The sequence below is a fragment of the Helicobacter mehlei genome, assembly GCF_003660265.1.
Classification (GTDB): Bacteria; Campylobacterota; Campylobacteria; order Campylobacterales; family Helicobacteraceae; genus Helicobacter; species Helicobacter mehlei.
The window spans coordinates 15,906-28,720 of record NZ_QXQP01000007.1 but is presented as its reverse complement, the minus strand read 5'-3'; the positions used below and the strand labels follow the sequence as shown (position 1 = coordinate 28,720).

Annotated in this window: 13 protein-coding genes; 10 read left to right on the top strand and 3 right to left on the bottom strand. The window is 46.0% G+C overall.

Annotated features, from left to right (window positions below; all coding sequences use genetic code 11):
- Window positions 1-166: 166 nt before the first annotated feature.
- Genes queF through EAO36_RS03585 form a run of 3 tightly spaced genes read right to left on the bottom strand, consistent with a single transcriptional unit; the run spans window position 167 to window position 3,680 of the window.
- Entirely contained in the window at window positions 167-607 is a 441-nt protein-coding gene (gene queF / locus EAO36_RS03595) for a preQ(1) synthase (protein WP_120955712.1), read from the bottom strand.
- Window positions 600-3,410: an isoleucine--tRNA ligase gene (gene ileS / locus EAO36_RS03590; protein WP_120955711.1), complete on the bottom strand. Its 2,811-nt coding sequence runs from the start codon at window positions 3,408-3,410 to the stop codon at window positions 600-602. Before ileS ends, queF begins: the two co-directional genes overlap by 8 nt.
- A gap of 21 nt (window positions 3,411-3,431) precedes the next feature.
- A complete protein-coding gene (locus EAO36_RS03585) occupies window positions 3,432-3,680 on the bottom strand; it encodes an RNA-binding S4 domain-containing protein (RefSeq protein WP_120955718.1) in 249 nt (82 codons plus the stop codon).
- A 153-nt stretch (window positions 3,681-3,833) separates the two neighbouring features.
- Between EAO36_RS03585 and EAO36_RS03580 the strand changes: the two genes are divergently transcribed.
- The 10 genes from EAO36_RS03580 (at window position 3,834) to fliY (ending at window position 12,780) form a co-directional block, all read left to right on the top strand.
- Entirely contained in the window at window positions 3,834-5,471 is a 1,638-nt protein-coding gene (locus tag EAO36_RS03580) for a methyl-accepting chemotaxis protein (RefSeq protein WP_120955710.1), read from the top strand.
- A 93-nt stretch (window positions 5,472-5,564) separates the two neighbouring features.
- Window positions 5,565-6,062: a type II 3-dehydroquinate dehydratase gene (gene aroQ, locus EAO36_RS03575; protein ID WP_104640761.1), complete on the top strand. Its 498-nt coding sequence runs from the start codon at window positions 5,565-5,567 to the stop codon at window positions 6,060-6,062.
- Window positions 6,062-7,084 carry an aminopeptidase P family protein gene (locus EAO36_RS03570; protein WP_120955709.1) on the top strand — a complete coding sequence of 341 codons (1,023 nt, stop codon included), beginning with the start codon at window positions 6,062-6,064 and terminating at the stop codon, window positions 7,082-7,084. The genes aroQ and EAO36_RS03570 overlap by 1 nt, the downstream gene beginning before the upstream one ends.
- Before the next feature lie 8 nt (window positions 7,085-7,092).
- Window positions 7,093-7,575 (top strand): 2-amino-4-hydroxy-6-hydroxymethyldihydropteridine diphosphokinase, encoded by a 483-nt coding sequence (folK, locus tag EAO36_RS03565; RefSeq protein ID WP_120947374.1) that lies wholly within the window; start codon window positions 7,093-7,095, stop codon window positions 7,573-7,575.
- Entirely contained in the window at window positions 7,572-8,945 is a 1,374-nt protein-coding gene (gene flhF / locus EAO36_RS03560) for a flagellar biosynthesis protein FlhF (RefSeq protein ID WP_120947373.1), read from the top strand. The genes folK and flhF overlap by 4 nt, the downstream gene beginning before the upstream one ends.
- On the top strand, window positions 8,942-9,814 hold the full coding sequence (locus EAO36_RS03555; RefSeq protein WP_013890028.1) for a MinD/ParA family protein: 873 nt from the start codon (window positions 8,942-8,944) through the stop codon (window positions 9,812-9,814). The genes flhF and EAO36_RS03555 overlap by 4 nt, the downstream gene beginning before the upstream one ends.
- An 8-nt stretch (window positions 9,815-9,822) precedes the next feature.
- Window positions 9,823-10,134, top strand: a complete 312-nt coding sequence (locus EAO36_RS03550) for a hypothetical protein (protein ID WP_006017866.1) — start codon at window positions 9,823-9,825, stop codon at window positions 10,132-10,134.
- Between the two features lie 3 nt (window positions 10,135-10,137).
- A complete protein-coding gene (locus EAO36_RS03545; RefSeq protein ID WP_120947372.1) occupies window positions 10,138-10,848 on the top strand; it encodes an RNA polymerase sigma factor FliA in 711 nt (236 codons plus the stop codon).
- Entirely contained in the window at window positions 10,841-11,902 is a 1,062-nt protein-coding gene (fliM, locus tag EAO36_RS03540) for a flagellar motor switch protein FliM (RefSeq protein WP_120947371.1), read from the top strand. Before EAO36_RS03545 ends, fliM begins: the two co-directional genes overlap by 8 nt.
- Window positions 11,902-12,780, top strand: coding sequence for a flagellar motor switch protein FliY (gene fliY / locus EAO36_RS03535; RefSeq protein ID WP_185962967.1), 879 nt, complete (start codon window positions 11,902-11,904; stop codon window positions 12,778-12,780). Before fliM ends, fliY begins: the two co-directional genes overlap by 1 nt.
- The last annotated feature ends 35 nt before the right edge of the window (window positions 12,781-12,815 follow it).

The window sequence follows — 12,815 nt, the reverse complement described above, 5'->3', positions numbered from 1 at the left end:
TTTTTGGCACCCAAGCCTGCTACAGCCAACGCCCCCACCAACACACCAGACAAAACACGATTTTTTTGGAATACACACAACATAGACACCCCATTAATAAAAAATAAAAGTTTATTGTATAGCCAATTGACTTACTATTAGCTTACTGCTCTGGGCATGGAGTGATCTAGAGGCACTTTAAAAGGCGTTGTTCTTTCAAAGAGGCATAATCAGGAGTGGCGTAGTTGGCAAAGGGGGTGATGGTGATCCCTCCGCGCGCGCTAAAATGGGCTTGCACTTCTAGGTATTTGGGCGCTAAGAGGGCGACTAGGTCGTTTAAAATCTTGCCCACACAATCCTCCCCAAAAACCCCCTCATTGCGAAAACTGAATAAATAGAGTTTGAGCGACTTGCTCTCTACCATTTTCAAATGCGCGATATAGGCAATGCGCACGCGCGCAAAATCCGGCTGGGCGGTGATGGGGCAGAGGCTGGTAAATTCTTGGCTCTCTAAGCAGGTAAAAATGTCCTGCTCCGGGTGGGGGTTCTCAAAGGCTTCTAGCAAATGGGGGCTATAGTGTTGCGCGTAGTGCGTCTTAGCCCCCAAATGGCTAAGAGTGCTAGGCATGCAAGACCTCTTCACAGCGCTCACACAGATCGTCTTTAGGGGCTAGAAAGCGCCAACAACGCGGGCACTTCTTCAAAGAAGCGCGTGCCAAAACAAAATCCGGGGTTTCTAACAACACATCCACCCCGCTGCCCTCCCAAAGCCCCACGCAACTCACCATCAACCACTCCGCATAGTGGGTAAATGCCATGTCCTTAGCGTCTTTGAGGTACATTTGCACTTCTAGGGAGGTTTTCACCCTTTTATCCTTTTTGAGCCCGTCCAACGCCTCACTAAAGCGCGCGCGCAATTCTAGAGGGCGCTCAAATTGGTCTAACACGCTTTGAGCAACCGCTCCCTCCAATAAAAAGGGCATTTGCAGATCAAAGACCCCGCCCCCAGCTAAAGCCACTTCTTTAAATAGAGGGCTGGCGTGTTCTAACACCTCTTCAATGGTGTAGGTGAGAATGGGAGCGAGCGCAAAACTCAAATGGTGGGCTAAATAGAGCATGGTCGTTTGGATCGCGCGCCGTTTGGGGCTCTCTTTGGGATCACAATACAGGCTGTCCTTGCAAATATCCATGTAAATCCCGCTCAAGTCGTTAGCCACGAAGCTAAAGAGTTTCTGCAAGCCCTTGACGAAGTCAAATTGCTTAAAGTGTTCTTGCACTTGGTTAAAGACTTTGGAGCTTAGGGCTAAAATCCACGAATCTATCAGGCTCAAATCTTGCATGGGGGTTAGGCGTTCTAACCCCGCCGTGTTGGCTAGCAAAAAGCGCAAGGTATTGCGCACCTTTTTATACCCTTCAGCAGTTTGGGCAAAAAACTCATGAGAGACGCTCAAATTGTCTTGATAGTCATTCATCACCACCCACAGGCGCAAAATATCGCTCCCATAGGTGTTGAGCACTTCATCTAAAGAAAAGACATTTCCCTTAGACTTGCTCATCTTATGCCCCTTAGAATCCACAGTAAAGCCATGGGTTAGCACCCCTTTAAAGGGCGCGCGGGAGTGTTTGATACAGCTTAAGAGTAAGGAGCTTTGAAACCAACCGCGGTGTTGATCGCTGCCCTCTAGCACCAAATCGCTAGGATAAACCCCCAAACGCTCTTCACACACCGCCTTAAAGGTGCTCCCACTATCAAACCACACATCTAAGATATGGGTGTTCTTTTCTAAATTGGGGGCTAGGTGCTTAAACCCCTCTGGCAAGAGATCTACCACGCTTTGCTCCCACCACGCGTTACAGCCCTTTTCTTTGAACATCTGGTAAATATGTTCTAAGATGGGCGCGTCAAACAAGGGCTCTTGAGTGCGTTTGTCCAAGAAAAACGCCATGGGCACGCCCCAGTTGCGCTGTCTGCTCACGCACCAATCGGGGCGTTGCTCTAGCATGGCTTTGAGGCGGTTCTTACCCTGTTTGGGGTAAAAGGCGACATCCTCAATCGCCTCTAGGGCAACTTGGCGCAAAGTTTTATAGCTGCCATCTTCTTGTAAAAAAGGCTCATCCATCATGATAAACCACTGGGTGGTGGCGCGATACAAGACGGGTTCATGGGTGCGCCAACAATGCGGGTAGGAGTGCGTGATGGTGCTGTGGTGCAAGAGGCTTTGATCGAGCAATTCTAAAATCTTGGGTTGGATTTTGAGCACATGCTGGCCTAAAAACTCTTCAGGCAAGAGCTTTTTTTGCAAGATCTCTTCATTGTAACGCCCGTAATCATCTACAGGCACTAAGACCTCTAAATCATATTGTAGGCATAAATGGTAGTCTTCTTCCCCGTGTCCGGGGGCAGTATGCACCGCCCCGCTCCCCTCTTCTAAGCTCACATGATCGCCTAGCAAAACCACAGAATCGCGCTGGTTTAGGGGGTTAGTGGTTAGAGCCCTCTCTAACAATTCGCTCTCAAAGCTCCCCACAATCTCCCCTTCTAAGATACCCTTTTCTAGCAACTTTTGGGCTAAAGAAAGCGCGACCACATGCCCTTTAGAAGTGATCGCATAGGTTGTCTTGGGTTTGAGCGCAATACCCACATTAGCCGCTAGGGTCCAAGGGGTGGTCGTCCAAATCACAAGGGCAAATTCTTTAGGGGTTTCTTGGGTGCTAAAATGAGCTTGTTGGCTGAGAAGTTGGGCGCTTTGTGGTTGCAGGGCAAAGCTGACAAAGATTGAATCGGACTGCTTATCTTTGTATTCTACTTCGGCTTCAGCCAGCGCGCTCTGGCATGCCCAGCTCCAATAGACGGGTTTAAAGCGTTGCTTGAGCAAACCTTTTTGTGCGGCGATACAGAGCATTTGATAAATGCTGGCTTCAAAATCGTACTTATAGGTTTCATAGGGTTTTTCATAATCCCCCACTACCCCTAAGCGCAAAAACTCTTCGCGTTGGACATCAATAAACTTTTGGGCATGCTGGTAGCAACGATCGCGAAACTCCAGCGCGTCCAAAGCGTGGCGTTGCTCTGCGGGCAATCTGTGTTGCTCGGCTTTAAAATCCTTTTCAACTTGTTGTTCAATGGGCAAGCCATGGCAATCCCACCCGGGCACATAATCCACCTTTTTGCCTAAGAAATATTGGTGTTTGACGATCACATCTTTTAAAATCTTGTTGAGCGCGTGCCCGATGTGCAAATGCCCATTCGCATAGGGCGGTCCGTCATGCAAAACAAAGCCCTCTGAGGCGTTTTGGCGTTTGTCCAACATATGGGCATAAACCGCTTGTTCGCGCCAACGCGCATAAAGCTTGGGAGCGTTGGCAATGGCATTAGCTTTCATGGGGAAGGAAGTTTGGGGGAGGATAAGACTATCTTTGTAATCTTGCATAGCAAACCTTTCTATTGGGATTTATTCTAGTTCTTGTATGTACAAATGACTTTGGGATTTGGGGATGGTTTTAAGTGTGGGGATGGCCAGCACGCGGTAAGATTTCAGGCGATCCAAATACTTAATTTGGAGCACATCGCCCACCTTCACCTCTTTACTGGGTTTAACACAGACCCCATTTAAGTGCACCACTCCCTCTTTGAGCATATCCAGCGCAATCGCGCGCCTTTTGGTGATATTGGTCGCATTTAAAAATTTATCCACACGCATGCGCCAGTCTAGCATGTTATGCTTTAATTCAGGCTAAGTCTAAAAATGGATATTTTGAGACATATTGCCCAAACCACATATCCTTGTACTATAATAGGCAGAGTTTCATGGCGATTAACCTTTAACTAGCATACAACTTATGAGGAGAAATCATTGAGTAAATTAAGTGTATCCCAAAAACTCTATGGGGGTTTTGGCGTGATCATTTTTTTAATGGTGATTGTCACGATTGTGGGTGTGTCCAGAGTGCATAGCATCAATCACATTTTAACGGAATTGACAGACTTTAATGCGGTCAAACAACGCTATGCGATCAATCTCAGAGGTAGCGTACATGATCGATCCATTGCGATTCGGGATGTGGTGTTAGCACAAGATGATGCCTATATGCAGAAGCAAATCGATTTGATTCACAAGCTCTATGAGGATTATCAGAAAAATAAAGCTCTCATGCGTGGGATTTTTACCCAGCTAGCCGATCATATCAGCGATCAAGAAAAAAAGTTAGTCGAGAATCTCAACCGCATAGAAGCCATCACTCTCCCCCAAATCGAAAAAACCATTGCTTTAAAACGCCAAGATGAAAAAAAGGCAGCGCAATTTTTAAGTCAAGAAACAGGGCCTAATTTTGTCAAGTGGTTGGCCGCTGTCAATGCCTTGATTAATTATGAGGAATATCTCAACAGACAGCTCACACCAATGGCGCGTGATATTGCCAGCAGTTTTAGCACATTGATGATCCTTTTAACTTTGCTGGCTGCACTTGCAGGCATGGGACTTGCCTTTATGATTGTGCGCAACATCATGTGTGCTTTAGGCGCAGAACCCTTGCAACTCAAACAGATCATCGCTCTGGTGGCAAAGGGCGATCTCTCTAAGCCCGTCCAAACAAAGTTTGAGGGCAGTGCACTTGATGCGCTGGGGGACATGCAACACTCCATGATTGAGATCATCACGCAAATTAGCCAATCTTCTAGTGATATTTCAGATAAATCTAGTCTCATTGCCAATTTGTCCCGTCTCTCTCAAGAAAATGCCAACAAACAAGAGGACATGACTAACCAGCTCACACAATGCATGCAAAAAGTCCAAGATAGCGTCAAATGCGTGCGTAACATTGTCGAGCAAACAGAGGCCAACTCGCTCCAAAGCGTGGAATTGAGTCAAAAAGGCAAAGAGGCTATGGAGGAGACCGCTCAAAGCATGGTGGGTATTAGCCGTGGTGCTGAAGACTCCGCTACCCAAATCCAATCTCTAGACCAACATGTGCAAAACATTGGCAATAGTGCTGAATTGATTCAAGACATTGCCGATCAGACCAATTTGCTAGCTTTGAATGCTGCTATCGAAGCGGCACGGGCAGGTGAGCATGGGCGTGGCTTTGCGGTGGTAGCTGATGAAATTCGCAAGTTGGCCGAACACACGGGCAAGGCCACTCAAGAGATTAACCACATCATCCGGCTCATTCAAGAGGAGACTAAAAGATCGGTGGGTAGCATAGAAAACATGGTCGCTGAGATCAAAAAAAGCAAGGACAATGTCGATGGCGCATCCTATGCCCTAGAGGCCATTTATGACAAAGCCACCCATTCCTTAAAAGATGCCAAAAATGTTGTGTCTTATTCCAAAGATCAGCACCAAAGCATTGAGGATATCGCCGATAAGGTCAATCAAATCGCCCGCATGGCGCATGAGGTAGCAGCATCGATGTTAGGCAACACCAAAGAAATTAGCACTCTGGAGGTTACCGCCCAAAATCTCCAAAAGATTGTCCATAATTTTACACTCTAGACCTGATCAGAATGGGGGTGGCTATTTTGGGCTTTAAACCTAATTTTATGCTATAATGACCTCTTTAATCTTTAACTTAGTAAGGAGAATGGCATGAAAATTTTGGTGATTCAAGGACCTAACCTCAATATGTTAGGGCATAGAGACCCTAGACTCTATGGCCCCATTACTTTGGACCAAATCCATGACAACATGGAAGATTTTGCCAAACAAAATGATTTGGAGTTGGAGTTTTTCCAAAGCAATTTTGAAGGTGAGATCATTGACAAAATTCAGGAGTGTGTGGGGAGCGACTATGAGGGCATTGTGATTAACCCCGGGGCTTTCTCCCACACTTCGATTGCAATTGGCGATGCGATCATGCTGGCGGACATGCCTGTAATTGAGGTGCATTTGACCAACATTTTTGCGCGCGAGGACTTTAGGCGAACAAGTTACACTGGCATGGTGAGTGCGGGCGTGATCACGGGGTTTGGGGCTCTTGGTTACCACATGGCTTTAATTGCAATGAAACAAATCCTCATTGAATTCAAAGCCCTTAAGGAAAGCCAAGCCAACCAAAACCCTTCGCTTGAGTCTAGAGGGCAGTAGTGGCGCATTTTACCACCAACGAGAGTGCCCAATATTTTGCATGTGGGTATAGCTGTGATCATGCGATTTTTTTACAACTTGAAGATCGTGCCTTTTTCATCACAGACTCCAGATACACCCTAGAGGCGCGCGCGCAGGTGCAAGGGGGGGTTGAGGTGGTGGAGGGCTCAGACTTGTGGGCACATATGATCGATTTGGTGCAAAAAACCCCACCTAACAAACTCTATTTTGACCCCGCCCAAATCACTTTGCAAAATTACCAACGCCTAGAGGCGCGTTTGGGTGAAAAGTTAGTGGGGGAGCTAGATTACCACCGCAAACAACGCGTGGTGAAAACTCCCGAGCAGATCGCCTTGCTCAAGCAATCTCAACACCTTAATGTACAGGCCTTAAAGGAGTTTGCTAGTTGTGTGCCGGATTTGCAAGAACCTAGCGAGGCGTTTTTGCAATTCAAGGTCAAGGAGTTTTTAACCCATCAAGGGGTTTATGATTTGAGTTTTGAGCCTATTGTTGCCATTAATGCCAATGCGGCTAAACCCCATGCCCTCCCAGACTCGCAAACCCACCTCAAAAAGGGCGATTTGCTCTTAATGGATATGGGATTAAAATACCAGCGTTATTGCTCGGATCGCACCCGCTGTGCCCTTTTTAGTGGAGAGCTGGGCTTCGATCGACCCCAACACTTTGGCGATCCAGAATTGCAAAAGATTTATGATATTGTGCGCCAAGCTCAAGAGAGCACGATTGAACAGTTGAGAGCAGGCATGACAGGCCAGCAAATCGATGCTATTGCGCGGGGCGTGATTGAAAAAAGCGGGTATGGGCGTTTTTTTGGACATGGTACCGGGCATGGGATTGGATTAGATATCCATGAGTTGCCCTTTATTTCGCCCAGAAGCCAAATGGTGATTGAGGAGGGCATGGTATTTTCCATTGAACCTGGGATTTATATTCCGGGCAAGTATGGGATTAGGATTGAGGATCTCGTGGTTGTGCAAGATTCAAGGGCGCAGATCATTTGATGGACTAGATGCGTACGCTGGTCTATTCTCCATTTTTCCCCAAAAAATGTGGGCGTGCGTGGGATTTGAAGAATACAGCGACACTGGGCATAGGGAGCAATGTGGGCGACTCTAAAAAGATTTTTGAACGGCTTTGGTTATGGTTTGCTAAACACCGCGCCTTTTCTTTATTGACCTCTTCACCCCTTTATCTCAATCCGCCCTTTGGTTATCATAACCAGGCCCATTTTTACAACGCAACCCTTTCTTTTAAAACAGCATTAAGTGCCCTAGAATTATTCAGTCTCATCTTTTACTTAGAGAGACGCTGGGGGCGCACTAGAAAACGCGCCTTTAAGAATGCGCCCCGCACCCTTGATATTGATGTGATTTTTTTTAACCGCCTAGTATCTAGGCAAGCACACCGCATGTTGCCACACCCCGAGTGGAGTCGGCGCGAATCGGTTCTTGTGCCCTTGATCTTGGGGCATTTGGCTTGGAGAGAAGCATGAAACTTTACACTTATAGCGGGGAGACCACCGCTGAAGCACTCAAATTAGCCCAAAGCGAGCATGGGCACAATGCTTTAGTGGTGAAAGCAAAGGAGATTCGCAAAAAAACCCTAACAGAACCCGGACTGTATGAAGTAGTGGTCGCTGTGGATAAACCTGCTGAGGAGAACAAACCCCCCAAGAGCAATAACATGCAAGAACGCTTGGATCAAGCCCTGCAGAGTGCGCGCCCTGAGCCCCCCAAAGCACCCCCCCAAGAGGCAGTGGATTTGGAACTCTCTGAGGCCATTAAGGAGATGCGCAAGTTGGCCGGTGTAGAGAGTCAAGAAGAATCTCCGCCCGTACTAAGCGTACCCAAGGGCTTGACCCAAATTGCCCAAAGTAGCTTAAAAGATGCCCAAGCTAGAGAACAGCAAGCCAAAAGCCCCCCACACCAAGCTAACAAATCTGATGAGGGCTTGCACTCCATTAAAGGTGAGTTGAATAAGATCAACGATAATTTAAAGCTGATCCAAAACATGGTGTGGAGCGAGGAAAAGGAGCAAGGACTCTTCATCCCCCAAGAGTTTGCCGAGATTTACCGCTTGGCTAAAAATAGTGGCATGCATAAAATGCATTTAGATGAGATCATGCGTTTGAGCTTGGAGCTGATGCCCGTTAAAATGCGGGAGAACTCTGTAACGGTCAAGCGTTATTTTAGAGAGGTCTTGCGCAAAATGATCTATTGCCGTCATGAGGGCTTGGATCCCAATTATAAAAAGATTTTAATGTTGGTGGGTCCTACGGGTGTGGGCAAAACCACAACTTTAGCCAAGCTGGCCGCGCGTTACTCCAAGTTGTTAAACCAAAAGTATAAGGTGGGGATTTTGACCTTAGATACCTACCGAATTGGGGCAGTCGAACAACTTATGTGGTATGCCAAAAAGATGAAAATTAGCATTGAAACCGTGATGGATTCGGAGGATTTTGCTAAAGAGATGGAAGCCTTGGAGTATTGCGATGTGATTTTGATCGATACCACCGGGCACTCCCAGCATGACAAGAAAAAGATTGAGAATTTGAAGAAATTCACTGAACATGACTATAAAATCGATACAACATTAGTTTTGTCGCTCACCACCAAATACGAAGATTTAAAGGACATTTACAACGCCTTTAGCCCCTTAGAGATTGATAGCCTGATCTTCACCAAGCTAGATGAGAGTCGGGGGTTTGGGAATTTATTTTCGTTGGTCTATGAGAGCAAGAAACCCATTAGTTACCTCTCTATCGGGCAGGAAGTCCCAGCGGATTTATTGGTCGCCAGTAATGATTATTTGGTGGATTGCATGTTGGATGGGTTTTCCCACCCGGGTAGGAAAAATCCATGAAGCATAATCAAGCAAGTGGCCTAGAAAATATCATGGAGCCTAGAAGTATTTTTAACAACAAGGGCAAAACAAAGTTTGTAGCCATCACTAGCGGTAAGGGAGGGGTGGGCAAAAGCACCATTAGCGCAAATCTAGCCTATTGTTTGTTTAAGGCTGGCTACAAGGTGGGCGTGTTGGATGCGGATATTGGGCTAGCCAATTTGGATATTATTTTTGGGATCAAGACCACCAAAAACATTTTACACGCTCTAAGAGGAGAGGTGCGCTTTAGCGATGTAGTCTATCCCATTGAAGAGGGGTTTTATTTGGTGCCCGGAGATAGCGGAGAAGAGATTTTTAAATATGTCAGCCAAGAAATTTTAGATAGCTTTGTGGATGAACAAAACATTTTGGACGATTTGGATTACATGATTATTGATACGGGAGCAGGGATTGGCGAATTTACCCAAGCTTTTTTGCGCGCCAGCGATTCGGTGGTGGTGATCACCACTTCTGATCCAGCCGCCATCACCGATGCCTACACCACGATCAAGGTCAATTCCAAGACAAAAGATAATGTGTTTGTTTTGGTCAATATGGTAGACTCGGCTGAAAAGAGTTTGCAGATTTTTGGAGGAATCCAGAGAGTGGCAAAAGAAAATATCCCCAACATGACCTTAAACTACTTGGGCTATATCCAAAATAACAACGCCATCAAACAATCGATCAAAAACCGCAAACTTCTGTGCAAAAGCGAACCTTTTAACGCCTTTTCGTTTGCTATGAACCAAATTGTTAAAATTCTAACCCTAAAATTGGAACAGGGCGTGCTGGAAACCCCCAAAGATAATTTTATCGGGTTTTTTAGACGCTTGTTGCGCTATTTGTGAGGTGCGAGATGAAATTAGAAAACTTTATCAACTTCTCCATTGTGGGCGGGTTTTTCATCGGCTTGATTCTCTCTTTGTTAAAATTTGATCAGCCCGAATTTGTGTTATTTGGGACTTTGGTCGCCACCGTGGGCTTTTATCTCATCATTTTATTTTTTGCGTCCATCTATATGGGCTTTGTCAATCCACGCAAGAAGTTTTTAAACAAAGCGGAATTAGAACGCCGTTTGGTTTATTTTAATAAAGAATTCACCCAACGTGAAAAAGAGATTGACGATTTGCTAAAGTATGTCCATACTTACGAGTTTGATGAGGGGTAACCCGTGAGAGCGATCCGCCAAAAGGGGTCTTCTTACGATGACCAGATCCAAAACTCCCAAGATGAGTTAGCGATCCAGTATTTGCCCGCCGTGCGCTCGATGGCTTTTCGGCTCAAGGAACGCTTGCCCAGCTCAGTAGATTTTAATGATTTGGTATCTGTAGGCACAGAGGAGCTCATCAAACTCTCTAGACGCTATGACATCTCGTTAAACGATTCGTTTTGGGGGTATGCAAAAACCCGCGTAAATGGAGCGATGTTGGACTATTTGCGCTCTTTAGATGTCGTTTCGCGCTCCTCTAGGAAACTTATTAAGAATATCGATTATGAGGTCTCCAAGTATTTTAATGAGCATGGCGAAGAGCCCGATGATGTTTATTTGGCGCAGGTGTTACAAGAGGATATTAGCAAGATCAGAGATGCTAAGATCGCCTCTGATATCTATGCGCATGTGCCTATGGATGAGCAGTTTAACGCCATCGAACAAGATACCATCACCAAAAAGTTAGAGTTTGAGGAGTTGGTGGGCGCGATTCAGGCGATTTTAAAGACCATGTCCAAGCGTGAACAACTGGTTATCCAGCTTTATTTTTTTGAAGAACTCAATCTCAGTGAGATCAAAGATGTCTTGGGGATCACCGAGTCGCGAATCTCACAGATCATCAAAGAGGTGATCAAAAAGATTAGAAAATCGCTAGGAGGTGTGCATGGCTGATATTCTAAGCCAAGAAGAGATCGATGCGCTTTTAGAGGTGGTCGATGAATCTGATGATGTCAATACCCTCCAAAAGCACGAGATTCTCCCCCAAAAACAGATCACCCTCTATGACTTCAAACGCCCTAATCGGGTGAGCAAGGAGCAGTTACGCTCTTTTAGAAGCATACATGACAAGATGGCGCGTAGCCTCTCTAGCCAAGTTTCAGCGATCATGCGCTCTATCGTGGAGATTCAATTACACAGTGTGGATCAGATGACCTATGGGGAATTCTTAATGAGCTTGCCCAGCCCCACAAGTTTTAATGTCTTTTCGATGAAACCCGTGGGGGGCAATGGGGTTTTAGAGGTCAATCCTAGCATTGTTTTTCCCATGATCGATAGGCTTCTAGGGGGCAAGGGGAGCACCTATGATCAAACCCGTGAATTTAGCGATATTGAATTAAATTTGCTAGACACGGTCTTAAAACAAGTGATGCAGATTTTAAAGGACATTTGGAGTCCAGTAACCGAGTTTTTCCCCACGATTGATGCCAAGGAATCAAGTGCTAATGTCGTGCAAATTGTGGCGCAAAATGAGATTGTGATCATGGTGGTGATGGAGATTGCAATCGGGCATTCTCGAGGGATGATGAACCTGTGCTACCCAGTGATCTCCATTGAGGGGATTTTATCCAAAATGGGGAATCGCGATGTGATGCTTACAGAGACCAGCTCTAAAAAAAGCCGTAATAAAGAGTTGCAGGCCCTAGTGGGGGGGGCGAGTGTAGATGTGTCGGCATTTTTAGGGGGGGTTAAGCTCACCTTGCGCGAAATTTTAGATTTGAATGTGGGGGATACGCTCCGCTTAAATAAAGTGGCTAATGATGTCGTGGTGGTGAGCATTGATAATAAAGAGCGTTATTATGCCACTGTGGGCTATCGGGGGTATCGCAAGACCATCCGCATTAAAGAGGTGATCCAAACTGAGAAAGACCGCGTCAAAGAGGTTTTAGAAGTCTTGGAAAACCAAAGAAAAGTCAAAATTGGCAACATTAAGGAGGAAGAAGAATGATTGCAGATTTTCTAAAACTCTTTGTGCGAGAATTTACCGCAACCGTGGGGGGGTTGCTAGGCAAAACTCCCGAAGTGGCGTTGAAAAGTGAAATCTCCGTGGGGGACTTTATCTTTATCGAACATGCCTCTGTTACCATCCAGATCAATTCCAAATCCAATCTCACCATCACGCTAGCCATACCCGTGCCCATGGCGACCGCTTTGGCAGATTTGATGGTAGGGGGGGAGGGAGCAAGCAAGGAGGCTTTAGAAGCCGATGACTTGGATGCCATTAAAGAAATTGGCTCCAATGTCTTTGGCGCGCTCACCACTGCCCTTAGTTCTCAAGACATCATGCCCAAATTGAATTTTGAAGCCAAACAAGCCATTTTTGCTCACGATGCTGCCTTGCTCGATCCCTATAGCGATGGGTATGAATTTAGTTTCGCGCTAGATAAGATTGAATCGAGTTTTTTTATTTTTTGTGGGGGAGTCTTCATTGACATTTTTAATAAAAAGGAAGCCCCCCAAAATATCCCTAAAGGCAGACCCGCTCCGTCAATGCCCAGTATCCCCGTGGTGCAAAGAAGTGAGCGTGTGGAGGGAGATCACCCCTTAGAGCAAGTTGAAGCGCGCAATATCAACATGCTTTTAGATGTCAAGCTGAATGTGCGCGTGCGGATCGGGCAAAAGAAGATGATCTTAAAAGATGTCGTATCTATGGATATTGGCAGTGTAGTCGAGCTCAACCAGATGGTCAATGACCCGCTCGAAATCTTGGTTGATGACAAAGTGATTGCCAAGGGAGAGGTGGTGATTGTGGATGGTAACTTTGGTATCCAAATCACCGACATTGGAAGCAAAAAAGAGCGTTTAGAGCAACTCAGGAATTCTTGACCAAGAGTTGTTCGTATGGCTCCTCTCTTTGGTAT

Coding starts and splice junctions, on each gene's coding strand:
- folK (WP_120947374.1), top strand. CDS start 7,093: ATGCGTACGCTGGTCTATTCTCCATTTTTCCCCAAAAAATGTGGGCGT.
- flhF (WP_120947373.1), top strand. CDS start 7,572: ATGAAACTTTACACTTATAGCGGGGAGACCACCGCTGAAGCACTCAAA.
- fliM (WP_120947371.1), top strand. CDS start 10,841: ATGGCTGATATTCTAAGCCAAGAAGAGATCGATGCGCTTTTAGAGGTG.
- queF (WP_120955712.1), bottom strand. CDS start 607: ATGCCTAGCACTCTTAGCCATTTGGGGGCTAAGACGCACTACGCGCAA.
- ileS (WP_120955711.1), bottom strand. CDS start 3,410: ATGCAAGATTACAAAGATAGTCTTATCCTCCCCCAAACTTCCTTCCCC.
- aroQ (WP_104640761.1), top strand. CDS start 5,565: ATGAAAATTTTGGTGATTCAAGGACCTAACCTCAATATGTTAGGGCAT.
- EAO36_RS03585 (WP_120955718.1), bottom strand. CDS start 3,680: ATGCGTGTGGATAAATTTTTAAATGCGACCAATATCACCAAAAGGCGC.
- EAO36_RS03555 (WP_013890028.1), top strand. CDS start 8,942: ATGAAGCATAATCAAGCAAGTGGCCTAGAAAATATCATGGAGCCTAGA.
- EAO36_RS03550 (WP_006017866.1), top strand. CDS start 9,823: ATGAAATTAGAAAACTTTATCAACTTCTCCATTGTGGGCGGGTTTTTC.